The organism is Stenotrophomonas maltophilia group sp. msm1 (assembly GCF_032025805.1).
Taxonomy (GTDB): domain Bacteria; phylum Pseudomonadota; class Gammaproteobacteria; order Xanthomonadales; family Xanthomonadaceae; genus Stenotrophomonas; species Stenotrophomonas hibiscicola.
Genome location: NZ_JAVSKH010000002.1, coordinates 1,243,954 through 1,269,882, shown reverse-complemented (window position 1 = coordinate 1,269,882; position 25,929 = coordinate 1,243,954). Strand labels below are relative to the sequence as shown.

The 25,929-nt window shown below is 66.5% G+C and carries 27 protein-coding genes; 7 read left to right on the top strand and 20 right to left on the bottom strand.

The features are described 5' to 3' along the window. Positions 1-21: 21 nt before the first annotated feature. Positions 22-1,512 (bottom strand): FAD-dependent oxidoreductase, encoded by a 1,491-nt coding sequence (locus ROV95_RS13500; RefSeq protein ID WP_312545140.1) that lies wholly within the window; start codon positions 1,510-1,512, stop codon positions 22-24. A gap of 228 nt (positions 1,513-1,740) precedes the next feature. Between ROV95_RS13500 and ROV95_RS13495 the strand changes: the two genes are divergently transcribed. After that, positions 1,741-1,989, top strand: a complete 249-nt coding sequence (locus ROV95_RS13495) for a hypothetical protein (RefSeq protein ID WP_312544835.1) — start codon at positions 1,741-1,743, stop codon at positions 1,987-1,989. On the opposite strand, the gene ligD is transcribed toward ROV95_RS13495, so the two are convergent. Together ligD and ROV95_RS13485 are read right to left on the bottom strand one after the other, a co-directional pair. Next, the gene (gene ligD / locus ROV95_RS13490) at positions 1,978-4,527 is read right to left on the bottom strand and encodes a DNA ligase D (RefSeq protein ID WP_312544834.1); all 2,550 of its coding nucleotides are present in this window, start codon (positions 4,525-4,527) and stop codon (positions 1,978-1,980) included. The two genes, ROV95_RS13495 and ligD, sit on opposite strands and share 12 nt — an antisense overlap. A 13-nt stretch (positions 4,528-4,540) precedes the next feature. Continuing rightward, positions 4,541-4,717: a DUF3606 domain-containing protein gene (locus ROV95_RS13485; RefSeq protein WP_080398873.1), complete on the bottom strand. Its 177-nt coding sequence runs from the start codon at positions 4,715-4,717 to the stop codon at positions 4,541-4,543. Positions 4,718-4,964: 247 nt separating this feature from the next. Here ROV95_RS13485 and ROV95_RS13480 point away from each other — a divergent pair, with 247 nt between their 5' ends. Beyond that, positions 4,965-5,462, top strand: coding sequence for a DUF892 family protein (locus ROV95_RS13480; RefSeq protein WP_019659711.1), 498 nt, complete (start codon positions 4,965-4,967; stop codon positions 5,460-5,462). 39 nt (positions 5,463-5,501) lie between these two features. Here ROV95_RS13480 and ROV95_RS13475 read toward each other — a convergent pair whose 3' ends face one another. The 3 genes from ROV95_RS13475 to ROV95_RS13465 are packed head-to-tail and all read right to left on the bottom strand — an operon-like array spanning position 5,502 to position 7,460. Then, entirely contained in the window at positions 5,502-6,236 is a 735-nt protein-coding gene (locus ROV95_RS13475; protein ID WP_134734840.1) for a DNA-formamidopyrimidine glycosylase family protein, read from the bottom strand. Then, the gene (locus tag ROV95_RS13470) at positions 6,229-6,996 is read right to left on the bottom strand and encodes a DUF72 domain-containing protein (protein ID WP_134734839.1); all 768 of its coding nucleotides are present in this window, start codon (positions 6,994-6,996) and stop codon (positions 6,229-6,231) included. The genes ROV95_RS13475 and ROV95_RS13470 overlap by 8 nt, the downstream gene beginning before the upstream one ends. Then, positions 6,993-7,460 carry a BLUF domain-containing protein gene (locus tag ROV95_RS13465; protein WP_134734838.1) on the bottom strand — a complete coding sequence of 156 codons (468 nt, stop codon included), beginning with the start codon at positions 7,458-7,460 and terminating at the stop codon, positions 6,993-6,995. The genes ROV95_RS13470 and ROV95_RS13465 overlap by 4 nt, the downstream gene beginning before the upstream one ends. Positions 7,461-7,763: 303 nt before the next feature. On the opposite strand from ROV95_RS13465, the gene ROV95_RS13460 reads away from it, so the two are divergent. Beyond that, positions 7,764-8,087: a KGG domain-containing protein gene (locus tag ROV95_RS13460; RefSeq protein ID WP_058982980.1), complete on the top strand. Its 324-nt coding sequence runs from the start codon at positions 7,764-7,766 to the stop codon at positions 8,085-8,087. Positions 8,088-8,362: 275 nt separating this feature from the next. Here ROV95_RS13460 and ROV95_RS13455 read toward each other — a convergent pair whose 3' ends face one another. The 3 genes from ROV95_RS13455 to ROV95_RS13445 all read right to left on the bottom strand — a co-directional run bounded on the left by ROV95_RS13455 (position 8,363) and on the right by ROV95_RS13445 (position 10,405). Next, positions 8,363-9,271 carry a manganese catalase family protein gene (locus ROV95_RS13455; protein ID WP_019659716.1) on the bottom strand — a complete coding sequence of 303 codons (909 nt, stop codon included), beginning with the start codon at positions 9,269-9,271 and terminating at the stop codon, positions 8,363-8,365. Positions 9,272-9,310: 39 nt separating this feature from the next. Further along, on the bottom strand, positions 9,311-9,832 hold the full coding sequence (locus ROV95_RS13450) for a ferritin-like domain-containing protein (RefSeq protein ID WP_111098445.1): 522 nt from the start codon (positions 9,830-9,832) through the stop codon (positions 9,311-9,313). Between the two features lie 156 nt (positions 9,833-9,988). Next, positions 9,989-10,405, bottom strand: a complete 417-nt coding sequence (locus tag ROV95_RS13445; RefSeq protein ID WP_312544827.1) for a hypothetical protein — start codon at positions 10,403-10,405, stop codon at positions 9,989-9,991. Between the two features lie 131 nt (positions 10,406-10,536). On the opposite strand from ROV95_RS13445, the gene ROV95_RS13440 reads away from it, so the two are divergent. After that, positions 10,537-10,929, top strand: coding sequence for a response regulator (locus tag ROV95_RS13440; RefSeq protein WP_111098446.1), 393 nt, complete (start codon positions 10,537-10,539; stop codon positions 10,927-10,929). Between the two features lie 13 nt (positions 10,930-10,942). Here the strand turns inward: ROV95_RS13440 and ROV95_RS13435 are convergent, their stop codons facing one another. The 3 genes from ROV95_RS13435 to ROV95_RS13425 form a co-directional block, all read right to left on the bottom strand. Beyond that, on the bottom strand, positions 10,943-11,341 hold the full coding sequence (locus tag ROV95_RS13435) for a BLUF domain-containing protein (RefSeq protein WP_312544825.1): 399 nt from the start codon (positions 11,339-11,341) through the stop codon (positions 10,943-10,945). A 283-nt stretch (positions 11,342-11,624) separates the two neighbouring features. Next, a complete protein-coding gene (locus ROV95_RS13430) occupies positions 11,625-12,122 on the bottom strand; it encodes a hypothetical protein (protein ID WP_058982975.1) in 498 nt (165 codons plus the stop codon). Between the two features lie 10 nt (positions 12,123-12,132). Then, positions 12,133-13,296, bottom strand: coding sequence for a zinc-dependent alcohol dehydrogenase (locus ROV95_RS13425; RefSeq protein ID WP_312544823.1), 1,164 nt, complete (start codon positions 13,294-13,296; stop codon positions 12,133-12,135). 149 nt (positions 13,297-13,445) lie between these two features. On the opposite strand from ROV95_RS13425, the gene ROV95_RS13420 reads away from it, so the two are divergent. The 3 genes from ROV95_RS13420 to ROV95_RS13410 all read left to right on the top strand — a co-directional run bounded on the left by ROV95_RS13420 (position 13,446) and on the right by ROV95_RS13410 (position 14,926). Then, positions 13,446-13,634 carry a hypothetical protein gene (locus ROV95_RS13420; protein WP_019337695.1) on the top strand — a complete coding sequence of 63 codons (189 nt, stop codon included), beginning with the start codon at positions 13,446-13,448 and terminating at the stop codon, positions 13,632-13,634. Between the two features lie 98 nt (positions 13,635-13,732). Further along, positions 13,733-14,371 (top strand): DUF6766 family protein, encoded by a 639-nt coding sequence (locus tag ROV95_RS13415; protein ID WP_312544821.1) that lies wholly within the window; start codon positions 13,733-13,735, stop codon positions 14,369-14,371. Positions 14,372-14,374: 3 nt separating this feature from the next. Further along, positions 14,375-14,926, top strand: coding sequence for an isochorismatase family cysteine hydrolase (locus ROV95_RS13410; RefSeq protein WP_312544820.1), 552 nt, complete (start codon positions 14,375-14,377; stop codon positions 14,924-14,926). Between the two features lie 25 nt (positions 14,927-14,951). On the opposite strand, the gene ROV95_RS13405 is transcribed toward ROV95_RS13410, so the two are convergent. The 8 genes from ROV95_RS13405 to ROV95_RS13370 form a co-directional block, all read right to left on the bottom strand. After that, entirely contained in the window at positions 14,952-15,185 is a 234-nt protein-coding gene (locus ROV95_RS13405) for a hypothetical protein (RefSeq protein ID WP_312544819.1), read from the bottom strand. A gap of 260 nt (positions 15,186-15,445) precedes the next feature. Then, on the bottom strand, positions 15,446-15,895 hold the full coding sequence (locus tag ROV95_RS13400) for a BLUF domain-containing protein (protein WP_031269501.1): 450 nt from the start codon (positions 15,893-15,895) through the stop codon (positions 15,446-15,448). Between the two features lie 210 nt (positions 15,896-16,105). After that, entirely contained in the window at positions 16,106-16,951 is an 846-nt protein-coding gene (locus ROV95_RS13395) for an aldose epimerase (protein ID WP_312544817.1), read from the bottom strand. After that, positions 16,941-17,978, bottom strand: a complete 1,038-nt coding sequence (locus ROV95_RS13390) for a glycoside hydrolase family 43 protein (RefSeq protein ID WP_312544815.1) — start codon at positions 17,976-17,978, stop codon at positions 16,941-16,943. Before ROV95_RS13390 ends, ROV95_RS13395 begins: the two co-directional genes overlap by 11 nt. 16 nt (positions 17,979-17,994) lie before the next feature. Beyond that, positions 17,995-19,479, bottom strand: a complete 1,485-nt coding sequence (locus ROV95_RS13385; protein ID WP_171953081.1) for an MFS transporter — start codon at positions 19,477-19,479, stop codon at positions 17,995-17,997. Positions 19,480-19,538: 59 nt separating this feature from the next. Then, the gene (locus tag ROV95_RS13380) at positions 19,539-22,232 is read right to left on the bottom strand and encodes a glycoside hydrolase family 3 C-terminal domain-containing protein (protein WP_312544813.1); all 2,694 of its coding nucleotides are present in this window, start codon (positions 22,230-22,232) and stop codon (positions 19,539-19,541) included. Continuing rightward, the gene (locus tag ROV95_RS13375; RefSeq protein WP_312545138.1) at positions 22,229-23,923 is read right to left on the bottom strand and encodes a glycoside hydrolase family 43 protein; all 1,695 of its coding nucleotides are present in this window, start codon (positions 23,921-23,923) and stop codon (positions 22,229-22,231) included. Before ROV95_RS13375 ends, ROV95_RS13380 begins: the two co-directional genes overlap by 4 nt. A 53-nt stretch (positions 23,924-23,976) precedes the next feature. Continuing rightward, the gene (locus ROV95_RS13370; RefSeq protein ID WP_312545137.1) at positions 23,977-25,929 is read right to left on the bottom strand and encodes a sialate O-acetylesterase; all 1,953 of its coding nucleotides are present in this window, start codon (positions 25,927-25,929) and stop codon (positions 23,977-23,979) included.

The window sequence follows — 25,929 nt, the reverse complement described above, 5'->3', positions numbered from 1 at the left end:
TCCGGCGGCTACCTGCACCTATCACTGTTCTGGCGTGAGGCCCTGCCTGGCAGGGCCTTCCAGCAGCGCTCCGGTGGCCGAAAAGCGGCTGCCGTGGCAAGGGCAGTCCCATGTGCGCTCATGGCCATTCCATTGGACAACGCACTTCAGGTGCGGGCAGAGCGCCGACATCGTGTGCAGGCGCCCACCCTCGTCGCGGTAGACCGCACTGCGCTTCCCATCCACGTCCAGCAGTGCGCCGCAACCACGGGCCAGCTCACTGGGCGAGCGCGAGGACGCCGTGGCAAGGCGATCTCCCACCATGTGCCGCGCCACCGTGGCGTTGGTGCGGGCCCAACCAGAGGCCGAGCGCACCGGGGTGAAACGCATGGGGCTGAGCAGCTGCTCGATCTCGCTGGCCGTGCCGAGGATTCCCTCGGTGATCGCGCGCGCGGCCACGCCTGCCCAGGTCAAACCGTCCGGCCCATAGCCGGTAGCGACCCACACATTATCGTGCGCGCTGCTGCCGATGTAGGGCAGCTGGTCGGCTGCACGGAACTGCTGCGCGGACCAGCACAGCGGCTCTCCCTGCACGGTGAAATTGCGATGCGCGTCGGCGACCAGATGCTGGGCTGGATCCATCGGCGGCGTTTCGCCGGTGCGGTGGGTCTCGCCGACCAGCACCAGCCAGTCACGGCCATCAGTACCGCGCACCCCGCGCAGCGATCGGTGCCGATCGGCAATCCAATGAATGCCTGCCGCGGGCGGCGTGGCAACCGGTACCGCCACGCCGTATTCGCGGTAGACCTCCATCTCGGCCTGCACCAGGTTGAAACCTGCTGGCGAATGGGTGGCCAGCACGAAGTGCCTGGCGTGGATGCGGGCGCCGTCGGCCGTCGCAACGCCGGCGGATGCCTCGATGCTGTTGATCCGGGTCCAGTCGTGGATGCGCACCCGGCCCGCCAGATGTCGCGCCAGCTCAATGCAGAACGCCGCCGGATCCAATTGCGCCTGATCTGCAACGCGGAAGGCGTGGCCCAAGGTGAACGGCAACCCGGACTGGTGGTGTTCGCACTGAAGGCCGACGCGCTGATAGGCCTGCAGCTCACGCTCGAATCGCGCAGTGACCTCGCGGGTGCGTTCCTGCATGCCGTACTGCATGACCACGCGTTCGAAGCCACAGCGCAGATCATAGCGATGAACCAGGGTTTCGATGGACCGCAGCGCCTGCTGCCGCCACTGTACGACACGGCTGGCCGTGTCACCGCCCCAACGGGAGACCAGATCGGCCAGCCGGGAGACGGGCGCGTAAAGATTGCCGGTGGACATCACCGTGTTGCGCCCACCGATGGGCCCCGCATCGACCACCAGCACATCCAGCCCGGCATCGGCCAGGCGGGCCGCTGTCAACAGGCCGGTCATGCCGGCGCCAACCACCAGCACGTCCGCCCGCGTGGTTCCGGCAAGTGGGCGAAAGCTGTTCGAATCGCTATCACGGGACCATAGGCTGGCGCGCAGTAACGGGTCGGTCATGAAATGCACCCTTGCAGAGTCAGCTGGAAGTCTTCCCTGATACGCCGCCGGGGGTGAAACAGCCGTGGTGCGACCGTGCAGAAAATCCTCACACACGTAGCCGTAGCGATGCCGAGCAGGGGGTGGCTGAACATCGCGTAGACGGCACGCCTGCGTCCGCTGTGCGGCCCACAACACCCTTCTTGCGGTGCGCGCGGTTGCCAGCTTGCCCGGAAGGAGGAAACCGCAGTGAGCACGCACGTGGAGCTCGACCTGATCATCGCGCAACTGGAGGAAATGCTGCCGGAATGGGCGGCGTTCTACCCCGAGCAGCAGTTCATGCGCATGCTCGCCGAGGCGCTGGACTACATTGCTGCCAGTGCGGACCCGGAGGCCCGGCTGTACTGCGTGATGCGCACCGGGCACCTCCATCTGTGCAGCGGAGAGATTCCGTGGCCGGCGGGCCATGGAGGCCCTGGCCGTTTGCTACGGGTCTGACTGCGCCCATCGCGCGAGATTCTGTTTCACTTGCCCGATGCCGGCCCACGGGTCCTTGCGGCGTCGTTTGAGCTTCGCCGGCACATCCTTGATCGTGAACCCGTCGGCGCGCTTGAGTTTTGACAGATCACTCCATGCAATCGGCAGCGCCACCGGCGCGCCCGGCCTGGCCCGCAACGAGTACGACGCGACGGCCGTTGCTCCGCGCCCGTTTCGCAGATAGTCAACGAAGATCCGCTTGTTGCGCAGGCTTTTGGTGGCTGTTGCCAGGAACCGCTGCGGCTCGGATTGCGCCAGCGCTTCGGCGAAACCCTTCGCAAAGCGCTTGGTCAGGTCCCAATCGCATCCCGGGTTGAGCGGCACGACCACGTGCAGGCCCTTTCCGCCGGATACACGCAGGAATGACTCCAGCTCCAGCTGCGCCAGCAGTTTGCGGATGTCGGTGGCCGCTTTCCTGACCTCGGCAAAGGGAACGCCGGGTCCTGGATCCAGATCGAACACCACCCGGTCGGCCTGGTCGGGCGTTTCGGCGTGGCTGCCCCACGGGTGGAATTCCAATGCGTTGAACTGCACCAGTTCCAGCAGGCTGGCCGGGTCACGCACCACCAGGTAATGCGCGTTCACCCCGCTTTCTTCCTTGAGCTTTACTGCGTCGACCAGCTCCAGCCCGGCCGTATGGTGTTTCTGGAAGAAGCAGGGCTTTGTGGCGCCACTGGGGCATCGGATGATCGAGAGCGGGCGGTCAATCACCTCGGGAAGCAGGTGCTCCATCACTGCCGTGTAGTAATCCCACACGTCCTGCTTGGTGTAACCGTCGCCGGGGAACAGGATCTTGCCCGGCGAGGACAGCGATGGCGGCGCGCGATCCGCCACCGGTGCCAGCCTGGTCTTGCGCGCAGGCCGCGGGGGTGCCGGTGTGCGCGCCGCCGCCAGGGCCGTTCCAGCGCGATCGGAATCGGCGAGGTCGCCGATATCCTTGTCCGCGCGCACCGCCTTCAGCGACGCCTGGCGCAACAGCTTCTGCCCGCCGATCCCGCGGTAGAAGACCTCCACCACGAATCGCGGCTCGAACCAGGTCGCAGCGCGCAGGTCGGTGTCCTGGGTGGGCACGTACGCGGTTGGCTTGCGGCCGCCACCGCCCTTGATGCGCTTGCTGATGTCGCCGATCAGCTCGTCCGAGAACCCGGACCCCACCCGGCCGGCGTAAAGCCAGCGGTGCTCCGCATCTGGACGGGCCAGCAGCAGCGCGCCGAAGCCGGCACGGCTGCCTTTGGGTGCGGTGTAGCCCACCACCGCAAACTCGTCGCTGGCCAGCTGTTTGGTCTTGCGCCAGTCATCACTGCGGCCGCTGTGGTAGCTGCCGTCGGCGCGCTTGGAAATGATGCCTTCGAAATGCTGCTCACCGGCCAGGAGATAGGCCTCGTCGCCATCGCCCTGCACATGGGAACTGAACGCCAACGGGCTGCCCTGCCCTTCCAGCAAGGACTGCAGCAAGGCCTTGCGCTCCAGGAGCGGCGCATCGGCGACGTCCACGCCATCAAGATGCAGCAGATCAAACAGGGCATACGTCAGCACGCCCTGGCGCTCGCCGGAGAGCGTGGCCTGCAGCAGGTTGAAGTCCTCCTTGGTGCCGGCGCCGGCGATGAGCTCACCGTCCAGTGCGGCTGAAGTCAGGCCCAGCGCCGCCACCGCGTCACGTATCTCGGGGATCTTGCCAGTCCATTCCAGTGCATTCCGGGACCACAGCTGCACCTTGCCCTTGGCGACCGTGGCGAGGATGCGGTACCCGTCCCACTTGATCTCGTGGACCCACTGCTCGCCCTGGGGCGGCGCGTCTCCCAGCTTGGCCAACTGCGGTTCGAATGGACCGGACGGCGCTGCGGCCTTTCTTGCCTTGCTGAGCGCCAGCGCCATCTTCGCCCAGTTCGTTCGTCGGAAGCGCTTGACGGGTACCGCGGTGAGCCGCCTCTTCGCGCTCTTGCCGGCCCCGGCCCGCTTCAGATCCTCCGCGGGCGCTTCAGCGACATCCGCCAGCAGATCATCTGCCTCGATGTCGCTGGCAAATTCGTCGTCGTCCTTGAACAGCAGCCACTGCGGCTGGCGCGCCGGCTTCCCGGAGCGGACCAGATGCCATCCGCCCTTCAGTTTGGCGCCGAACAGTTCGAATCGCAGATGGCCCTTGGCGAGCTGCGCTTCCGGGTCGCCCTGCGTCGCCCACACGCCATGGTCGAACTGGGCCACATGGCCACCGCCGTACTGGCCTTTGGGGATTTCGCCTTCGAAGGCCGCATAGTCGACAGGATGATCTTCCACCTCCACCGCCATGCGCTTGACCTTCGGGTCGTAACTGGGCCCCTTGGGCACGGCCCAACTCTTCAGCGCGTCCCCTACCTGAAGGCGGAAGTCATAGTGCCTCCGGCTGGCATGGTGCAGCTGCACCACGAAAATGGCGCGTTGCCCTTTCGGCAGCGCCTTGCCCGGCTCGGGCTCCTTGGTCTTGTCAAAACTGCGCTTGCGGCGGTACTCGACCAGGGACATGGGCAACTCCGCGCTATTTTCCCAGATGCTTGCGGACAGCAACGGCGGTGGGTCCTACCGCCGCCACAGCAGCACGAAGTTCCTCGGCGGACACGCCCAGCGTGGTGGTCCAGTACTGCAGCTCGTAATCTTCGTTGACGTTGATGCGATCCCGGTCCGGGCGACCGGTCTTCTGCTTGTCATCGCTCATGGGAGTCTCCACGCGTGGTCGGGCGTGAAGTGACCGTACCGGCCGGTACATGGGCACGAGGCGATGCCATTGTGAAGCCATGGCGAAGGCCTGGCGGCACCGGCGCCAATTCGAGTGGCGGATCCCGCATCGTGAAGGGCACGCGCACGGTTCGCGTGGACCTTCACATGCCGCCTTCACCTGGCACCTGCCTGATCGCAACCGGGAAGACCCTACGCTGATCGCTCCACTCACTGCGGAGCCCAGTATGGCTATCAAGACGGCGGAAGACCTGTTCATCCACGAACTCTCGGATATCTACAGCGCCGAGAAGCAGCTGACCAAGGCCCTCCCACGCCTGGCCCGTGCGGCCGAGAATCCGGACCTGGCCACGGCGTTTGAGACGCACCTGGAAGAGACCCAGGGCCAGATCGAACGCATCGACCAGGTTGTCGAGATCCTGGGCATTCGCCTGAAGCGCATCAAGTGCGCGGCGATGGAGGGCCTGGTGGAGGAAGGCAAGGAAGTGATCGACAGCATAGACAAGGGCCCGGTGCGGGATGCTGCGCTGATCGGCGGCGCGCAGAAGGTCGAGCATTACGAGATTGCGTCCTACGGGACCATTGCCGCGCTGGCCAAGCAGCTGGGCTACAAGGACGCCCTGCCGCTGCTGCTGGAGACGCTTGAGGAAGAGAAGGCCACCGACGAAAAGCTGACCCTGCTGGCCAAGGGCGGCGGCAACGCCAAGGCCGCGCAGGCCGCCTGATCGGCGCGCCTTGGAACCCGGCTGCCACGGACGGCGGCCTCAGTGCCCGTAGAGCACCTGATCATTGGGGCAGAAGAACGTGCGCCGCCGCGTGGTCCCCATGTAGAGCTTGCTGATTGGGCCACCGCACAGGGGACAGACCTTCTTCGTGTGCACCTGCCAATGCTTCTTCAGCTCGAAGCGCCGCTTCCATTCCAGGAAGTCGAAGCTGTAGGCGCGCGCCTGTTCGATCAGCGCGGTAAGCCTGCGTGGCGGCAGGTCGCCCAAGCGGGTGGCGGGGTGCACGCCTATGCGGAACAGCACCTCGTTCTTGATGATGTTGCCCACGCCGGCAAAGACCGTCTGGTCCAGAAGCGCATCGCAGACCATGACTTCCGGCATTGCCTTCAGCTTGCGCCGGGCCAGCTTCGGATCCCAGGCATCGTTCATCACGTCCGCGCGCCAGTCGTAGACGTCGTCCAACGGCTCGTCGATCAGCCGCACGGAACACGCATAGAAGTTCAGCTCGCCATTGTCGAACAGCAGGGATACACGCGCCGGGGTTGGCTTCCGTTCGTCGATGCGCCAGCTGCCGAACATCATCAGATGGATGCGCAGTGTGTGGCGGCTGAATTCCAGCAGGAAGTGCTTGCCCCAACTGCGGACCGCCTTGACCCTTCGGCCCTGCAGCGGCGACAGGTCGATGCGGCTGTTTCCGGAGACGGTGCGGACCACGTGCCCTTTGAAATGGCTAGTGGCTTCGCGCAGCAGTACGATGGAAGGACCTTCAGGCATGGGCGTTCTCCTGCAGCAGCGCCTGCAGGCGCAGTGCGTTGCCGGTGGCATGGCCCAGTGCTGTATTGTCCAGTACGAACCAGGCCGGCCGTTGCGCATCAGCTTCGCGCCGCAGCCCTTGCGCCAGTTCCGCCAGGGCCTGTTCGCTGTACGCACTGCGATAGATCTGCGGCTGGCCGTGCCAGCGCCAGTAGCTCCACGCACGATCACCGCCGGGAACCGCTGCCGCCGGCACACGTGCCGGATCTGCGGCTACCCGTGCAACACCATGCGCGCTCAGCAGCGCATCCACGTCCGCCGTGAACCAACTCGGATGCCGCGGCTCGCACGCTACATCGGCCTGCGTGCGCGCGCGCAGGCCCCGCAGGAAGGCTTCGGCCGTGGCCGTGTCGTACACCAGGCTGGGCGGCAGCTGCAGCAGCAACGGACCGAGCTTTCCACCCAGCTCCAGCACGCCCTCAAGGAACTGTTCGAGCGGCTGCATTGCATCGCGCAGCCGACGCTCATGGCTGATCTCGCGCGGGAGTTTCACCGCGAACCGGAAGCCCTCCGGAACGCTCGCCGCCCATCGCGCGTAAGTCCTGGGCTGGTGCGGTCGATAGAAGGAAGAGTTGATCTCCACCATCGACAGGCGTGTGGCATAGCGCTGCAGTAGGCTGTCGCCCGCGCCGAACGCTTCCTGATCCGCCCGCGGCAGCGACCATCCCGCACAACCGACGCGTGGTGGGCCGGACGCAACCGGGGCGGCTGTGGCCTTCATCGTGCCAGCTGCCCGTCTGGTTCGATGATGCCACCCGCGCTTGCTTCCGTCTGCGATTGCGAAACCGACACTAGTCGATCCAGGGCACTGGTGCCCGACTGCAGCGCCGACGCGCTGCGCACGAATCCGGTCCAGTCGGAAATGGCGATCTTTCCCAGCGCGAGCTCATCCACCCGCACGCTGCGCATCCGCCAGCGCGGAAACTGTCGGCGACCCACCCTGCCCCGGTTCAGTTCGACGATTCCGCTGTGGCTGCTTGCAGCCAGAATGCGCGTGTACACCGCCTTGACCCCTGCCTCCGGGCCTTCCAGGTACTGCAGGAAGCGCGAGCCATCGAACAGCAATGTGCCGGTGACATCGGCGGACTCGTTGAACTGCACCGCCTCCGCCACGAGTTGCTGCAGCCGCTGTTCCGTCAGGTTGCGGGAGGCTTCACTTACATAGGCAATCGCTCTGAAGGGCATGGCACCACCGGTTGTTGCAGACCGCTCTACCTTAGCCACACCGATCGTACGCGCGGTGAGACCGGTGTGGAGGCTGCGTCGAACTGTGGCGTGTACCTTCCGCATCGCGTTGACGCACGGTTGGGCCACCGAACGTGTGTCTGCCACTGTGCGCACGCGTGCAGGGATGTTCGTGGAGGCCGGATGAGGAATCAGAGCCTTCCGGATGACGCGACGTTGGCGGTCGTGCCACCGCCGTCTAGCGCCGGATCTGGAAGATGGTCGCTGCCGCCAATGAGGCGGCTGAACCCAAGGAGACTTTCCATGGCCAACCAGAACCAGAACCAGGGCACCAGCAACCGCGGTTTCGCTTCGATGGACGAGGACAAGCAGCGCGAGATCGCCGCCAAGGGTGGACGTGCCGCGCACGAGTCAGGCAACGCCCATGAATTCAGCTCGGAAGAAGCACGCGAAGCCGGCCGCAAGGGCGGCGAAGCAGTGAGCCAGGACCGCCAGCACATGGCTGACATCGGCCGCGAAGGCGGCCAGAACAGTCGCGGTGGTGGCAACCAGGGCGGCAACCAGGGCGGCGGGCAGCAACAGCAGGAACGCGGCGGCGGCAACAACCGCGGTGGCCAGCAGCGCTGATCGGCGCTGAAACCCGTTGCATCCCTTCGTGGCCACACCCCCCCCCCCCCCCCCCCCCCCCCCCCCCCCCCCCCCCCCCCCCCCCCCCCCCCCCGGGGGGGGGGGGGGGGGGGGGGGGGGGGGCCCCCGGGCCGCCCCCCCCCCCCCCCCCCCCCCCCCCCCCCCCCCCGCCCCCGCCCGCCCCCCCCCCCCCCCCCCCCCCCCCACTTTTGTACGCCCCACGCGGCTCAGGGGCGTTGCAACCGGAGCGCCGCGAACGGGCGCCCCGGCTTCTTTCACGGCTCGCGTGGCGGCAGGTCCAGTGCACCTGCACCCGGGCCTGCCCCCAGCTCGGCCCCGGTGGCCGGCCGCGCTTCCGGGTCGGAGAGCGTGCGCAGGGTCATGGCCTGCACCGCCGCTTGTTCGCGCGGGTCCAGGTCCACCGTGCCGCCGCCGTCGCCACCATCCACAGCGGCCTGTGCGTCGCGGTCGCTGACCCGCTCCCAGAGCTCGCCGCTGTTCCAGCTGCCCTGCAGATCGTCGGCGCCGTCACCCTGCGACATGTCCATGTACAGATCGGTGAACGCCGGATCCCCCGGCAGCTTGCCCGGTGGGAAGTTGGGTTGGATGCTGTGCAGCGCTTTCTCGAACGACTTCATGTGCGCGATCTCGCGGGTCATCAGGAAGCGCAGCGCATCCTTGATGCCCGGGTCGTCGGTAACGTTGATCAGGCGCTCATACACCAGCTTGGCGCGCGCTTCGGCCGCGATGTTCGAGCGCAGGTCGGCGGTGGGGTCGCCGATCGAGTCGATGTAGGCGGCTGTCCACGGCACCCCGCTGGAATTGACCAGCGCGGGGCCGCCGCCGTACAGGATCTGTTCGGTGTGGCTGGTGCTGTTCTGGCCCAGCAGCCGCATGTCCTCGGCCTCGGCAAGCCCTTCGGACTGGATCGCCTTGGGCCCGCGGTTGAGCATGGCGATGATGGTGCCGATGATCTCCAGATGACTGATCTCCTCGGTGGCGATGTCCATCAACAGGTCCTTGCGCCCGGGATCGCATTCGCCAAGTCCCTGGGTGAAGTAGCGCATCGCGGCGGCCAACTCGCCCTGTGGGCCGCCGAACTGTTCAAGCATGAGGCTGGCGAGCTGCGGGTTGGATTCGCGGACGCGCACGGTATACATCAGTTTCTTGTGATGAAAGAACATGAGGGCTTCTCCGGTGGCTGGTGCGGGCTGGCTTAGGGGTCAACGCTTGGCCTGGGCGCCGGGCGTTTCGTCACGGTTGAGGAACGCTCCGACCAGCCCGTCCTGGTGGTCCTCCAGCCAGCGCGCCATGGCAACCTCTTCCTGCAGGATCTGGCCGCACACCGCCGCAATGTCGGGCGCGCCGGCGCGCTCGGCAGCGATCACCAGCGCCCTGTACGTGGCGATCTCGGTGTTCTCGAAGCCAAATGAAAGGCCCACGCTCTTGACCACCTCGTCCTCCATCAGCGTGTTGCCGGCGGCGTGGATGGCGGCGGTCATGCTCGCGAACAATCCCTTCGCGGTGGGCACGCTTCCTCCCAGCGCCTCAATGCACTGCCGCAGTGAGGCAGCCTGCCCCTGCGTCTCCTGGACGTGCTGGCTTATGCGTGCGGCAAGCTGGGGATAGTTCTCGATCCGCGAAGCCATGGCCTTCATCATGGTCTCCGCTTCCTGTTCCATGGCGTAGGCGTCCTGCAGCCACTTCAGCAGGCGCTCGCTTCGGGCGGTGTTCTGGTCTGCCATCTCGATCTCCGGTGCGGGGCGACATGCCTCCGGAGACCATCGTGGAGCGAGCGCAATCACCGCGTTGTCGGGCGATGTGAGCCGCCGCAGGTTGGCGTTGCACGCGGCGCTGATGCAGCGATAACATCCGCACCCCGGACTGGACCCGGGGCGCCCTCAGGTCGCCAGGGCGCTCGATGCGACCGCGCCCGCCCTGGGGCCCCGGGGGCGTGTGTTCGGAGCGCCCCCGCCGTCCGCCGCCATCACGGCCTGCATCACGCGGTGTTGAGCGCGGTGCCCACCCCCGTCCACGCCCACGACATAGACAAAACGGCCATCAAATTTGGCCTGTGCGCCTTCAAGGGCATCGTCGGCCTGCAATGCCCGCTTCAGCGACTTCATCCATGTCCGTTCAGGCGTACGGTCCAGTTCCACGACAATGGCGGCGCCGCCACAATCGAGCGGCATGCACTCGATACGCAGCACGCCTGGAGAGGCCGCTTCGTTTCCGGATAGAGGCATGACAGAAACTCCGATACAGGGGTCGGCGGCAGTATCCACAGCGCATGCCAAGAAGCCGTCAACGAGATCCATAAGGCCCTCCACGCCTCCTCCACGAGGTTGGCACGCGCGCAAGGCTTCGCGCCGGACTGACAATGCGCACGCAGGATCTTGATGCAGCACAGCAGAAACTCGTGTTCCCAGGACAACACAGGCATGTACGCATGCAATCCGCAATGAGCCAGCGCAGATGCAACCTGCTGCTGGTGGAAGACCAACTCGATCTGGCCACACTCATGGAGCACGCCCTTGAGGACGTCGGTGATCAGGTGACGCATGCCTACAGCGTGTTCGACGCTCTCGGGCTGCTGGACACCCAGCGATTCGACGGCGCCGTGCTCGATGTCGAACTTCGCGACGGTGTGGTCTTTCCCGTCGCTGATCGCCTGGCAGAACTCGGCATCCCCTACCTGTTCGTCTCTGCGGTCTACGACCAGCTGGTGCCGCAGCGCCACCGGCGCGCAGCCTTCGTTGCCAAACCGTTCCATGTGAGTCAATTGCAGGACACGGTTCGGCGCGTGCTGGGCGATACCTGCGCGCAGCCGCCCCCGCATTGAATCCATGCAACCGTCACCCCAGGTGCGGGGCTACCACCAGGCCCAGCTGGCGCAGCGCGCCACCACGGGAGAGGCCATCCCAGTTGCCGTGCGCGACGCTGCGGATCTCGGAGGCCTCAACCCACAGCAACCGCATCGACCAATAGGGAAAGAACCTGCCGGAAACCCTGCCGCGGCCCAGTTCGATCAGCTCGCGATGGCTGCGGGCACTGAGAATGCGGCTGTACACCACGTTGATGCTGTCTTCCGGCCCCTCGATGTACTGCAGGAAGCGGAGCCCGTCATAAAGAAGCACACCCGTAACGCCGGCTTCAAGGTTGAAGCGGGCGGCGGCCCTGGCGAGGTCATCCACATGGTCCATGGAAAGCCCCGATGTCGCGTCACTTGCGTAGGCGACTGCACGGAGGGGCACATTCGTTCCTTCTGGCGCAGGAAATTTCCTGCACTTCAATGATCGCCGCGCTGATGTAGGCAGAGATGAGGTGTTCAATCGCCGGGCTACCAGTGCCCTCCCCCGAGCTGCACGCTGCGATAACGCGTCGGCAGGCGCAGAGCTTCTGCGCTCCCGGCCGAGCGGTTCAGCGCCAACAGCGTTCACGGCTGTTGATGGTAATGGGCGCAGGCGCCGGCGGCCACATCACTCGGCTGGAAGCGTGGCGTGCCCATGAATACCCTGTGCGGTGATCCTCACCCGGTCAGCGCGGGCGCCTCGCTCTCGCCCTCACGCACTGGAGAAGCTCCCACAGCCAAGGCAGCACCACCAGGCCAGACGCCGGCAGCAGGACCCACCACCAGATCCCGGGTGCTGCCGGTTCCACACTGAGCGACCATCGAGGATGGGCCTGCCAGGCCACCCAGGCCAACAGGACCCACGGCGCGGCATCCAGAACACTGTGCACATGCTGCTCCGCCGGACTGATGCGTCTGCGGCCGTCTGCGCTGACGGTGTCCAGGTAGCCGGCGATTGCGTGAGCAATGACCAGAAGCGCCAGGAGCGTGACCAGCGACAACGTGTTTTCCAGCAGCAGCCACGCCAGCACGCCGCTGCCGATCAGAAGCAGCTGCACCCCATGCAACAGGCTTTCGCGCATCGCGGAGGTGTGTGGAAGGTCGGTCCGGCGGTGAAAATGGAAGTCCAGCGAACCGGCCACCAACCACAGTGCGTACACACAGCCCACGACAATCGCACTCATGGCGCCACGCTCACGGTGTCAGAACGATCTTGCGGCAGTCGTCATCCTTGGCATCAAACATCGCATAGCCCTGCGCTGCATCGGCCAGGCGCATCCGGTGCGAGATGATGTCACCCGGATCCAGCTTTCCTTCCAAGATGGCGTCGAGCAGCTCCGGCATCAGTCCCTGCACGTGGGTCTGCCCCATCTTGAACGTCAAGCCCTTGTCGAACGCGTCACCCAGCAGGAAACCGTGGATGAAGCCGGCATAGACACCGGGGATGCTGACAACGCCGCCGCGGCGGGCCGCGGCGATGCACTGCCGGATCGCCACCCCGCTGCTGCCTTCCAGTTTCACGGCGGTCAGCGCTGACTCCAGCGCACTCCCTTCGGCCTCGAAGCCTACGGCCTCGATGCAGGCGTCTGCGCCCCGCCCGCTGGTCTGGGTCAGGATGTAATCGGCCGGGTCCTCGATCTCCCTGAAGTCGATGGGGGTCACCCCGTAGGCGCGACGCGCGTAGTCAAGGCGGTAGCGAAGATGGTCCACCATGAAGATGGTCTCGGCCCCCAGCAGCCGGCAGCAGGCTGCGCTCATCAGCCCCACCGGCCCGGCACCGAAGATGGCCACCGTCGAGCCGGGCGTGACCCCAGCGTTCAGCGCGGCCTGGTAGCCGGTGGGCAGGATGTCCGAAAGGAACAGAACCTGCTCGTCGGCCACGCCTTCCGGGATGCGCAGCGGGCCTACATTCGCCTTCGGCACGCGTACGAATTCGGCCTGCCCGCCGGCCACGCCGCCATACAGATGGCTGTAGCCGAACAATGCGGCCGGAGGCAGTATGCCCTTCTGGTTCAGTGCGGCGCCCTTGCCCGGATTGGTGGTCTCGCAGGCGGCATACTCGGCCAGCCGGCAGTGGAAGCACTCGCCACAGGCAATCACAAACGGGATCACCACGCGATCACCGGGTTTCACCTGGGTCACGCCGCTGCCGACCTCTTCCACCACGCCCATGAATTCGTGGCCCAGCACATCGCCATCGTGCAGGTCAGGAATCTTGCCCCGGTACAGGTGCAGGTCCGAACCACAGATGGCGGTGGCGGTCACCCTCAGGATCAGATCATCCTCGGCCGCCAGCACCGGGTCCGGCACGGTCTCGACGCGCACATCCCTGCGGCCGTGATAGGTCAATGCCTGCATCGCGGTTCTCCAGAAAGATCGGAACATCAGCATCGCAGGGCTGTCCCCCTGCTGCGGTGACATCCGGGTGTGCGCGGCGTTCATTCCGCGGCGTCGTGGCGTTAACCCGGCGCGGTGCAGGCTTCAGGTTCTCGCCGCAGGAGCTGCTCATGAACGACAAGTTGCCTTTCAATCCAACCACGGACGTGGACGATCAGTCGAAGGCCCACACGCCGGACAAGCGTCGCAACGACCAGGCCAGGTGGAAGGACCACGACATGCCCGACGATGGGGACGGCCCCAAGGCGGTACCTGAAGACTACGAGCGGCCGGATCCTGACCCGACAGGCAAGCGTTGAGCCCGCCTCACATCCTCGATGCGCAGTGATCACGAGCCCTGCCCTCCTGCCCGCGCATGCTTCCGCACGGTCTCTGGAACAGCTGATCGAGGTGTTGCATGTGGAAACGCAACGGTCTCTCGCTGGTGCTGCTTGCACTCACCGTCGTGTTCATCGTTGGGCAGGCAGTTGCGGGGCACCATGTCCACAACGAGGAGTTGACGCGGCACGGGCGCGCGCCGATCGATCTATGGCACTACCTGGCGACCGGCCACTTCGTCAGCGCCACATTCGAGAACTGGGAGAGCGAATTCCTGCAGATGGGCATGTATGTTCTCCTGACCGTCACCCTTCGCCAGCGTGGCTCGGCTGAATCGCGGCCGTTGGATCCTGCACAGGAGCAGAGCCGCGTCGAGCCAGGACCTACGCCCTGGCCGGTGAGGCGTGGCGGCGTCTGGAAGGTGCTGTACGGTCATTCGCTTGCAATCGCCTTCGGGCTGTTGTTCCTGTTGAGCTTCACGCTGCATGCGTTGGGAAGCTGGCGAGCCGAGCAAGCCGAGCAGCTGTTGCGGGGCCTGCCCGCACCCGGCTTCCTGCAGCACCTGGCCAGCAGCACATTCTGGTTTGAATCGATGCAGAACTGGCAGAGCGAATTTCTCGCCGTGCTGTCCCTGGTTGTACTGACGATCTTCCTGCGCCAGAAGGATTCACCGCAGTCCAAGCCGGTCGAGGCCCCGCACGCACAGACAGGTGATTGAGCCATGGGACAGGATCCATCGACGGCCTTGCTGATCATCGACATGTTCAGCCGTTTCGACTTCCCCGGCGCGCAGGATCTTGCGCCCGTTGCGGAGCGGGCGGCCAGACAGATCCGGCGTTTGAGAGACCACTTCGATGACCGCAGGTGGCCGGTCATCTATGCCAATGACAATTTCTCCGACTGGAAGCGTGACTTCCGACAACAGGTTGCGCAGTGCAAGCGGGACGGGGGCGCAGCCGGGCGGATAGCCGACCTGCTCTCGCCCCTGCCCGATCACTACTTTGTACTCAAGCCCAAGCACTCGGCGTTCCTCGCCACCCCGCTGCCGGTCCTGCTGGCCAAGTTGGGCGTGCGCCGACTTTGGCTCAGCGGGATGACAGCCGATTCGTGTGTGCTGGCAACCGCGTTGGACGCCAACGCCAGGGAGTTCGACGTCGTCCTGGCAAGGGAGGCCGTGGCGGGGATGCCGTCACAGAAACAGCGGGCAATGGCGCTGCTCGCCGATTCGGGAGCAGCCCGGGTGGCACGAATTGCTTCTCTGGTGCCGGCATGACCAGCGGGATGGAGCAGCATTCGGCTCAAGCCCGGTCTGCGACACCCTTTACACCGGCATGACTGGCGCAATGTGCGCAGCAGAAAATCTGGCCGTTTCCCTCGACACCGTGTCCGATGACGGCGCAATCGCAGTGGGCGCAGCGCGGGGCGAACGCATGGATCGCGCATTCGAAGGAATCGAACGTGCCGCTACGCCCGCCTTGCTGTACGGTGAAGCTCTTGTCGTAGTCGTTGCCGCAGACATCACAGGTAGCCATCGGGCACCTCCTGCTCTGGAAGGAGCCTGCAGTGTGGCCATCACGGATGTCGGCGGCAGTGAAAGCACCGTGTCACGACTGTGCAGGATCTTCACGCGGAGAGCGGCATGGCACCTGCCCTGCATCGTCCGTCCGGACCCGTCCAATGAACCGGCACGCCAGCATGATCTGCACGATGCAGTGATCGCGGGCAGTGCGGGTTGACTGGAACTGCACGAGATGACTGCTCGCCCGTAGCGTACGTTGGCAATCCCCTTGCGTTATGCGGCAAGGGCGTACGGCTCCACCAGTCCCACCAGCAGATCCATTGCCGATTGCCCACCGGCCGACGTATCGCCACGCTGCACGAAGCCGACCCAGTCCGCGTGGGCCAGGGACTTCAACTGCCCGGGATCTACCGGAAGCCAGCGCATCGGCCAGAACGGCAGGCGCCGGTTGCCCACCCTGCCCCGCTGCAGCTCCACCAGCCCTGCGTGGCTGGTTGCGCCCAGCACACGCGCGTACGCCACCCGCAACCCGTCCTCCGGTCCCTCCATGTACTGGAGAAACCGCCCCCCATCGAAGAGAAGCACCCCGGTAACGCCGGCGTCCCGGTTGAAACGTGCGGCGTCGTCGACCAGCTGGTCCAGCCTGTTGCCCTCTTTGCGCCCGTTGTCGCCCACAACAGTTGGGCTGGCTTCGCTGACGTATACCACTGCCCTGATAGGCATCGGTTGCTCCTGTGACGAATCCCCCCAGATTCCGATGGCCTCACCGTAGCCCATCTGAGGACCTGGGATGTTCCCATCGTGTGTATTCCGTGATCCGATCGCCATTATCCGACCAGCGGTGCACCTTTCCTCGGCGTGTTCAGGGTCCGCGGCCGGTCGTCCTCCTGTGCCGGCACCGCAGGTTCGGGGAGACGCATGCCAGTGCCAGGCTCACGCCCTGTCCGCTGCCCACGCCAGGTCGAACGTCAACGCGAGGCGCTGGCCGGGCTCCAGCCGGTGCGGCGCCAGCGTGAAGCCGTCCGGCGGACCGCTCTGGGGCTCCACACAGGTGGCGTGCGGCGTGCCGTCGTAGACCACCCAATGGTCGTGGTCCGAGCGCACCCGCAGGTGCTGGCCTTCGCGTATCAGCGTGATGTCACTGTCGGCGATGAAGCAGTCATCCCAAGGACCGGTAGTGGGAGCCACACAGGGCAGCGTCGCAATACCGTCCCCGTCCCGCGGGTACATCGCACGAGGCGTGAACAGCAGCCGGTCCGGCTTCCGGAACCAGGGATGCCAGCCCAGCACCGCCGGCATCGCCTGCTCGCCGGCCTGGACCGAAAGGCGCATCTGCAGGGCGTGAGCCTGCAGCCGCAGGTCCAGCATGGCAATGCCACCAAAGGGCCAGTAGCCGTCGCGCGGCAACGCCAGCGACAACCTGGCTGCCGCCGCATCCAGCCGGTCGATCTGCCACGGTCGCGAGAAGCCCAACCCATGAATGGCGTGCCCGTTGAAGTTGAGCGGCAGCCGATGCGGCCTGCCGTCAAAGTGGAACGTTCCATGGCGGATGCGCCCGGCCCAGGGCACCATCGGGTAGCAGCCCCAGGCGATCGCAGCCACCCCGCCCTCCTGCGCATCCACCAGCCACTCCACGCCCCGGTAACGCAGGTGCGCCACGCGCCCGCCCGCCCCCGCAGCGAGCGCAACCTCCAGTTCGCCGCATCTCAGCCAGTGCAGTTCACCTGCCGGCAGCGGGGCCAGCGCATCATCCACCGGCAGCATGCGCTCAGGCCCCATACGGATTGATCGTGCGGATGCTTCCGTCCGGCTCCATGTGCAGCGGTGTGCACTTGGCCGAGCGCAGGTGGGTGATGCCGCCGGACATCAGTGCATCGTGATAGAACAGGTACCACTGCCCTTCGAACTGGCAGATGGAGTGGTGGGTGGTCCAGCCCACGACGGGGGTGAGGATCACGCCAGCGTAGGTGAACGGGCCATACGGGCTGTCGCCGATGGCGTAGCACAGCTGATGGGTATTGCCAGTGGAGTACGACAGATAGTAGCGACCCTGATACCTGTGCAGCCACGGGCCTTCGAAGAAGCGGCGCGCATGGTCGTCCGCACGCAGCGGCTGGCCATGCTCATCCAGGATCTGCACTTCGCGGGTGGGTTCGGCCAGCTCGGTCATGCAGGCGTCCAGGCGGCCCACGCGCGGCCCCAGCGCCGGCGCGCTGCCCTCGGGTTCCTCGTGGGCCTCGCTGTACTGGTTGTCACGATACTTCTGCAGCTGCCCGCCCCAGATGCCGCCGAAGTACAGGTAGTGGCTGCCATCCTCGTCTTCGAACACGGCAGGGTCGATCGAGTACGCGCCCTTGATCGGCTCCGGCTCGGGCACGAACGGGCCCTCCGGCCGCGTGCCGATCGCCGCGCCGATGCGGAACCGGCCCTCGGCGTCCTTGGCCGGGAAGTACAGGTAGTAGCGGCCATCGCGGCAGGCGGCATCGGGGGCCCACATCTGTTTCCGCGCCCAGGGCACGTCGCGGACGTGCAGCGCCATGCCGCAATCCACGGCCGTGCTGTCGGGCGTATCCATCTTCAGCACATGATAATCCTGCATGCCGAAGTGGCCACCTTCGTCGTCGAACGGCTGGCCACCGTCGATGTCGTGCGACGGATAGATGTACAGGCGCCCCTCGAACACGTGCGCCGAAGGGTCGGCGGTGTAGATGTGGGTCACCAGCGGTTGCGAAATGGCGTGTGCGGTGAGCTGCGCAAGACGGGCTTCGCTGGCCTGGCCGTCTTCGCCGGCATGGAGGTCGATCATGGTTGTCATCTTGGCCTTACGCGGAAGCGTCGGCGGAACGGCGACGCAGGTGGAGGTCCTGCTCGATGCGGGTCTCGGTGCGCTTGTCGATCCTGTAGAAGAACAGCAGCGCCACGGCGAGCAGGAAAGGAAGGGAGCAGTAGACGCTTACGGTCAAGCGGATGCCCTGCACCACGCCCTCAGGCTGCTGCGCCAGTCCTGCCTGGTAGCCGTAGTGCGCAAGGATGGCCGCGACCAGCGCGCCTCCGACGCTGAGGCCGATCTTCAGTCCGCACAGCATCGCCGAGAAGATGATCGCGGTCGCCCGCCGATGGTTCTTCCACTCCGAGTAGTCCGCGACGTCGGCGATCATCGCCCACAGCAACGGGATGGTGATGCCATAGCAGAAGCCATGCAGCATGAAGGCAGCGAAGGCCACCGCCACGCCCGTGGGTGGAAACAGGTAGAAGGCAAGCAGGAACAGGGTCGAGACAAACAGGGCGCCACCGAAGACGTCGCGCTTGCCGAAGCGATCCGCCAGCCGTCGTGATGCGCCGATGCCCAGGATCATGCAGAGGATGCCGCACGCGTTGAACAGGCTGAACGCCGAGGTGGCCGCGTCCTTCGGCCAGGTGAACGCCGCGAAGCCGGCGCTGGCCAGGGCAGCATTCAAGGCGCTGATCAGGCCGTTGAAGCCTGAGCCGTCCAGGAAGCCGGCCAGCGCGGCTTCACTCATGTAGTACTGGAAGTAATAGATGTAGGTGCCGCCCTTCAGCGCCAGGTTGATGAATACCAGCACGGTCAGGGCCAGCATCACCTGCCACGGGCGGTTGTGCAGCAGGTCCGACAGGTCCTGCAGTACGCCCCCGGTCTGCTCGCGCGTCGGCACGATGCGTTCGCGAGTGGTGGCGAACGTGATCAGGAAGAACGCCGTGCCGATGATGGCGAATGCGGTCATGACCTGCTCGAAGCCGCGCACCCGGTCGCCATCGCCCAGGATCAGCACCAGCGGCATCAGCAGCACCTGGATGATGAACTGCGCGACCATCACAGCCACGAAGCGGTAGGCCGAGAGGCTGTTGCGCTGGGCCATGCTGCCGGTCAGCACGCCGCTCAGCGCCGAGTACGGCAGGTTGTTCGCGGCGTAGACGCAGACCAGCAGCGCGTAGGTGGCCAGTGCATAGATCACTTTTCCGCGCTCGCCCAGGTCCGGGGTGCTGAACGCCAGCAGCGACAGCACGCCGAACGGAATGGCTGTCCACAGGATCCATGGGCGGAAGCGGCCCCAGCGTGTGGATGTGCGGTCCGCCGCGATGCCGATCAACGGCGTGAACACGAACGCACCCAGCAGGCCCACCACGAAGATGATCGTGGCCGCGGTGGCAGCCGGCAGGCGGTAGACGTCGGTGTAGAAGAACGCCAGGTAGGTGATCAGGGTCTGGAAGATCAGGTTGGCGGCGAGATCGCCCAGGCTGTAGCCGAGCTTCTCGCGTACCGATAGCGCGTGTTCAGTGCTTGCCATGCAGCGGACGTCCTTGAAAAGGAATCTGGTCGAATCGGAATCGATGCCGGCGGGGATGATCAGTCATGCGCGGGCACCACGGTGAACCTGCCCTGCGCACGTATATCGGCACTGGACGCCCCCACCCTGACCTCATAGGCACCGGGCTGCACCGCGTACGCCGCGCGCGCTTCGTCATAGTGGCGCAGGGCCTGCGCCGCCTCCAGGGTGAACGTCACCGTGCGGCGTTCGCCCGGGGCCAGCTGGACGCGCTGGAAGCCACGCAGTTCCTGCACGGCGTCGCCGCTGCCAGCGTGCTCGCGCCGCACGTACAGCTGCACCACTTCGTCACCGCTGCGGGTGCCCGCGTTGGTCACATCCAGCGCCACGCCCAGGCGGCCGTCGGCGCGGAGGCTGTCTGCATCGAGGCGAAGCGTTCCATAGTCGAATCGGGTATACGACAGACCGTGACCGAACGGATACAGGGGCGTGCCGCGGAAGTAGCGATAGGTGCGGCCCTCCATGGCGTAGTCGTCGAATGCCGGCATCGCTTCGCCGGCCTTGTAGAACGTGACCGGCAAACGGCCGGCGGGATTGACGTCGCCAAACAGCGCCTGACCGACTGCGGTGCCGCCGCGTTGCCCGGGGTACCAGCTCATCAGGATCGCTGGCAGATGCGCCTGCGCCCAGTCCACGGCGATGGCCGAGCCACCGGTAAGCACCATCACCACCGGCTTGCCGGTGCCGTGCAGGGCCTCCAGCAGGGTGCGCTGCGGCGCGGGCAGTCGCAGGTCGGTACGGTCGCCGCCGGCAAAGCCCGGGTAGTTGACCGTCATCTCTTCGCCTTCGACATCGCCGGTGAGTCCACCAACGAACACCACCACATCGGCATCGCGTGCGGCATCGAGCGCTTCATCGAACGGTGCCTTGGCGCCGGGCATGCGCCAGCCCAGGCGCACGCCGGCATCGCGCTGGTCGTCGTAGTACTCCAGCTTCAGGTCATAGGCACGCCCGGCCTGCAGGTCGAGTTCGACACCCTCGGCATGCAGGCGATCCGTGTTCACCCAGTGATCGATCACACGCTTGCCGTCCAGGTACAGGCGGTAGCCATCATCGCCGGCCACCTCCAGGCGGTAGCGACCGGACACGGGGGGCAGCAGCTGGCCGCTCCAGCGGATGCTGAAGCGGTCGTTGGGAATCCCCTGCCCCGGTGCCGCTTCGCCGCGTGCCAGCAGGTTGTCGGTCGGCGAGCCGCGGTCCCAGCGGAAGCCGATCTGCGCGTCGGTACGCACCAGGGCCGGAGTGCCGGACAGGTCGGGCGTGCGGAAGTACTCACCGCGCAGGCCGCGCTCGGGCGACTCCGCCGAGGGCCGCAGGTAGGTCGGCTCGATCAGCGGTGTGGCGCCGGGATCGTCGCGGCCCTCCACCAGGTCGACGCCGCGGGCATAACGCACTTCAACGCCCTTGGCCGCCTCGCGTATGCCCTGCAGGATCGTCACCGGCGCCGCCGGTGTGCCGAAGTAGTTGCCGAGCAGTGCCATGGTGTCGTCGGCAGTGGGTCCGACCACGGCAATGCGCTTGATGTCGCGCGACAGTGGAAGGATGCCGTCGTTCTTCAGCAGCACGAGCGATGCCTGCGCGGCCTTGAGGGCCAGCGCATCATGGGCCGGCGCCTGGTTCACCGAGGCCGGAATGCGCGCCCAGCGCACCCGCTCCGGCGGATCGAACATGCCCAGGCGCATCCGTGCGGTGAACAGGCGGGTCACCGCATCGTCGATCTCCGCCTCGCTGATCAGCCCTTGGCGCACTGCGGCAGGCAACGTTGCGTACTCCTGGCCGCATTCCAGCTCGGTGCCGTTCCTCACCGCCAGCGCCGCAGCGGCTTCGCGCGTGGTGACGATACGGTGGTGCTTCCAGATATCGACGATGGCCCAGCAGTCCGAGACCACGTAGCCCTTGAAACCCCAGTCGCGTCGAAGCACATCGTGCAGCAGGAAACGGCTGGCACTGGCGGACTCGCCGTACACGCGGTTGTAGGCGCCCATGACCGCATCCACTTCGCCCTCCTTCACCAGCGCCTCGAACGCCGGCAGGTAGGTGTCATACAGGTCGCGCCGGCTGGGCCGTGCATCGAAGTGATGGCGGTCGGCCTCCGGTCCGCTGTGCACGGCCAGATGCTTGGCGGTGGCGTCCAGCTTGCGGTAGACGGGGTCGTCGCCCTGCAGGCCGCGTACGAAGGCCACGCCCATGCGCGCGGTGAGGTAGGGATCCTCGCCGTAGGTCTCCTGTCCGCGCCCCCAGCGCGGGTCGCGGAAGATGTTGACGTTCGGCGACCAGAAGGTCAGGCCCTGGTAACGGCCATGCGCGCCTTCGCGGAGGAACTGGTGGTGCTTTGCGCGGGCCTCGTCGCTGATGGTCGTGGCCACCTGCCCCATCAACGGTACATCGAAGGTCGCGGCCAGGCCGATTGCCTGCGGAAACACCGTGGCCTGCCCTGCCCGTGCGACGCCGTGCAGTCCCTCGTTCCACCAGTCGTAGGCGGGTACCCCCAGCCGTTCGATCGCCGGCGCGGCGTTCTGCATCTGCGCGGCCTTCTCTTCCAGCGTCATCTGCGCGACGAGTGCCGCAGCCCGTTGCTCGAAGCTGGCCGAAACATCGAGCCAGGGCCGCGGCGCGGCTGCGGATTCGGCGGCCGCCACACAGGTCAGTACGAACAGGGCGATCCCACCGCGCCAGGTACGGCGGCGGGCCTTGGACGAAATCGACAGCCTCATTTGCTTCTCCCGTTGCGCTCGTCGCGCGCGAAAGGACCCAGCAGTGCGCCCACGAAGCCGCCTGCCCGGTCCGTACTCAGGACGGTGCCGTCCACCTCGCCTGCGAGCAGTTGCCAGCCCTGCCCATCGCCAGTGTCGAACGAGAACGCATAGTCGCCCTCGTTGCCGGCAATCTTCAGGCGCAGTGCTGCAGGCACAGGTACTTCACGGCTGGCCAGCGTCCGCGTGCTGCGGCCACCGTCGCGCGCTTCGAGGAAGAGCGAGAGGCGCCCCCCGCCAAGGTCCCGAACGCCAAGGAAGTACCAGTACGCCTCGCTCTGGAACGCCGCCAGACCGGCGGCAACTCCGGAAGCTGGCGGGGTCATCGCGGTGCTCGCCTCGAAGCGCAGATGCTGCTGGCGCCGGCCGAGAAACGCCGGATTGCGCAGCGTGTCCAGATCCTCGGCGAGCGGGTGCACGGCCAGCATGCCGGGGCGCTTGTGCAGGTCTGCCCAGGCATGCCTGGGCACGCGCACGCGCAGCCACTGGCGATCGAGCGTCGGGCCATCAAAATTGTCGCGCGCTACGAAATTGCCGGTCGACGGGGCCTGGGATGCCTCGCCCTGCATCCATGACGGCGCCTTGGCCACGTAGGGAATGGCCTGGTCGGTCGGCAGGATCTGCGGCCAGCCATCCTCCCAGCGCACCGGCAACAGGTAGGTCTCGCGCCCGGTGTTGTAGTGGCGCTTCTGATAGTTGCGGCTGGCCAGGAACACCGCCCACCACGAGCCATCCGGGCCTTCGACCAGGTCGGCGTGGCCGGCATTGGTGATCGGAAGCGGACGGCCGTCCGGCAGTTCGCGCTGGGTCAGGATCGGATTGCCCGCATAGGGAACGTAGGGCCCCCACACCGCGCGGCTGCGCAGCACCACCTGCGAGTGCTGCGGCCCGGTACCTCCTTCAGCGTCGGACAGGTAATACCAGCCCTCCCGCTTGTAGATGTGCGGTCCCTCGATCCAGATCGGATTCTTCGCCGGCTCCACGCCTCCATCAACCAGTACCCGGCGGGACCCGACCGGCTTGAACGCCGCCAGATCGATCTGCTGCATCCAGATGGCGCGGTGCCCGTCATAGCGCGGCGGGCCGGGCGGTGCATCGTTGTTGATCAGGTACACCTTGCCGTCGTCATCAAAAAACAGTGATGGATCGATGCCATCGATGCCGGGCAGCCAGTGCGGATCGGACCACGGACCGGCCGGATCGCGCGCGGTGGCGATGAAGTTGCCACCACTGTCGGTAGCGGTGGTGACGACGTAGAAGGTGCCGTCATGGTATTCGATGGTGGGCGCGAAGATGCCGCGCGAGACGCTCAGTCCGTCGAAATCCAGCTGCGTGGGGCGGTCAATCACATTGCCGATCTGCTTCCAGTGCACCAGGTCGGCACTTTCAAACACCGGAATGCCCGGGAAGTAGGTGAAGCTGGAATTGACCAGATAGAACCGGCCGTTCGCGCGCACGACGCTGGGATCGGCATGGAAGCCGGCCAGGACAGGATTGCGGTAGTGGCCGGCCGGCAGCGGGACTTCAAACGCCTGGTCATTGCCGCGGTACTCGAACCAGTCGAAGTACACCGGCGGAGCATCCGGCGGCGCGCTGGCCCGGGTGGTTGCGGCCGACAGCAGGCACAACGCCCCCAGCAGGTGGCGCGCCATCGACCTCAGGCCGGCCCTGTCGCGGGCCAGAGGGGACTGCTTGGACAACGTCATCATCGTCGGGCCTCGGCTTCGGCAATGGGAAGTTCGAACGGGCCGGCCGGCGCCCCGCTGCGGTCGCGCAGCGTGCACACCGGGCCATCGGCCCAGCAGTAGCGCACATGCGTTGCGCGCGTGGACAGCGGGCCGCGCAGCAGGATCCGGCGCGCATCCAGTCCGGCATCGGCGTACTCGCAGTGGCGCGTATGGCCCCTGGCCTCGCACAGTTCAAAGCCGATCGGACGCAGTGCGCCGGTTGCGGTGAGCGCGCCTTCGACATCCTCGAACGCGATGGCCACGCCCGCGGGCGTCCGCACGGCCGTGACCGCCCGCGGACCTGACGGTGCCAGATCCTGCTCGCCGTACACCACATGGCGCGCCACGCGCGCCAGGCGGCGCCCGAGCTCCTGCTTGTTCGGCGGATGGATGTCGTAGGCGTCGCCGATGTCGATGGCAATGGCAAGACCGCTCTGCGCATCCTCGGCCGCGACGCGCCGCTGCGCCTCACGCACCTGCGCCCAGCCGCTGGCGGCGGGCGCAGCCGGCGGCTGGCCGTAGCCGGCCAGTTGTACCAGCAGCAGTGGCGTGCGCGCACCGAACTGCCGCCGCCAGTCCTCGCGCAGCGCACGCAACCGCGCCGCGTATGCAGCGCCATCACCGGTGTTCGATTCGCCCTGGTACCACAGCATGCCGCGCAGCCCGAAACCGCCGAGCGGTGCGATCATTCCGTTGTACAGCGTCGACAGCCCGGTGGCCGCCTGCCAAGGGGCAAATGGCGGCGCCTGTTGGCCCGGCGCAACCCGATACATCCACGGTTCCTGCAGTGGCACCCGCTCGCCGGAATCGAACTGCAGGCCGTGTGCCGTTGAAGGACCGGCCAGGCCGCCTTCGCCGTAGGTGTCCAGCACGTTGACCGCAATGACGTTGGATCCTGCCTTCAGCAGTCCATGTGGCAACGGGTAGCGCCTCTTGCCGGCGCCGTACTGGCTGCCGACGGCGACCCCGTTCACCCAGGTCACGTCCACCTCGTCGGCCGATGCCAGCTCCAGGGTCGCGCCGCGTGCAGCCTGTTCAGCGCTCAGCATCACCTGCGTGCGATACCAGACCATGCCGTTGTAGTCGGAAAGTGCGGGCTCGTTCCACCGCTCCCATGCGCCCAGTGTGGCCGGTGCGCGCGACCATCCGCGGTCATCGGCATCCGCCCGCCATGGGGCGTCGCCGGGCAGCGTGCCCTCGCGTGTGGCCCACCAGTGCTGCCAGTAGCGGCCCCAGGCCGCGCGTGCCTCCAGCGGATCACGCGCAGACCGCGCGAGGATATCGAGGGCCTCATCCAGGCCGCCCTGCCCGCGCAGTGCACCAACGCTGGTCCAGGCCTCGATCCGCGAGCCACCCCACGCCGCCTCGATCAGCCCCATCGGCACGTCGACCGTGCGCTGCAGTTCGCGCGCGAAGTAGAAGCAGGTGGCGGAGAAATCGCGCACCGCATCAGGCGTTGCCGATGTCCAGGCAGTGCTGTCGCTGAGGGTCTCCTGTGCCTGCACGGCGGCGTGCTGCGGCACGGTGAACAGCCGGATCCGTGGCATCGTGGCCGAGGCGATCTCGCTGGCAGCGTTGAGCGAGCGCCACACCGGCAGCTCCATGTTCGACTGGCCCGAGCACAGCCACACGTCGCCGACCAGCACGTCGCGCGCCGTTTGCCGGCGCGTTCCGTCGTTTACCTCCAGCGTGTAGGGACCGCCAGCGGCGACCGGGTACAGCATCGCCTGCCAGCGGCCTGCGGCGTCCGCCCGGCTGCTCACCGCCTGCCCCGCAAACGTCACGGAAACCGGCTGCCCAGGGCTTGCGTGCCCCCAGACCGCAATGGGCCGGTCACGCTGCAGGACGGCGTGATCCCTGAACAGCGGATGCAGCAGTCCCGTCGTCTCCCGCGCCGCGGCCGGCATCGCCACTACTGCCGCAGCCATCAT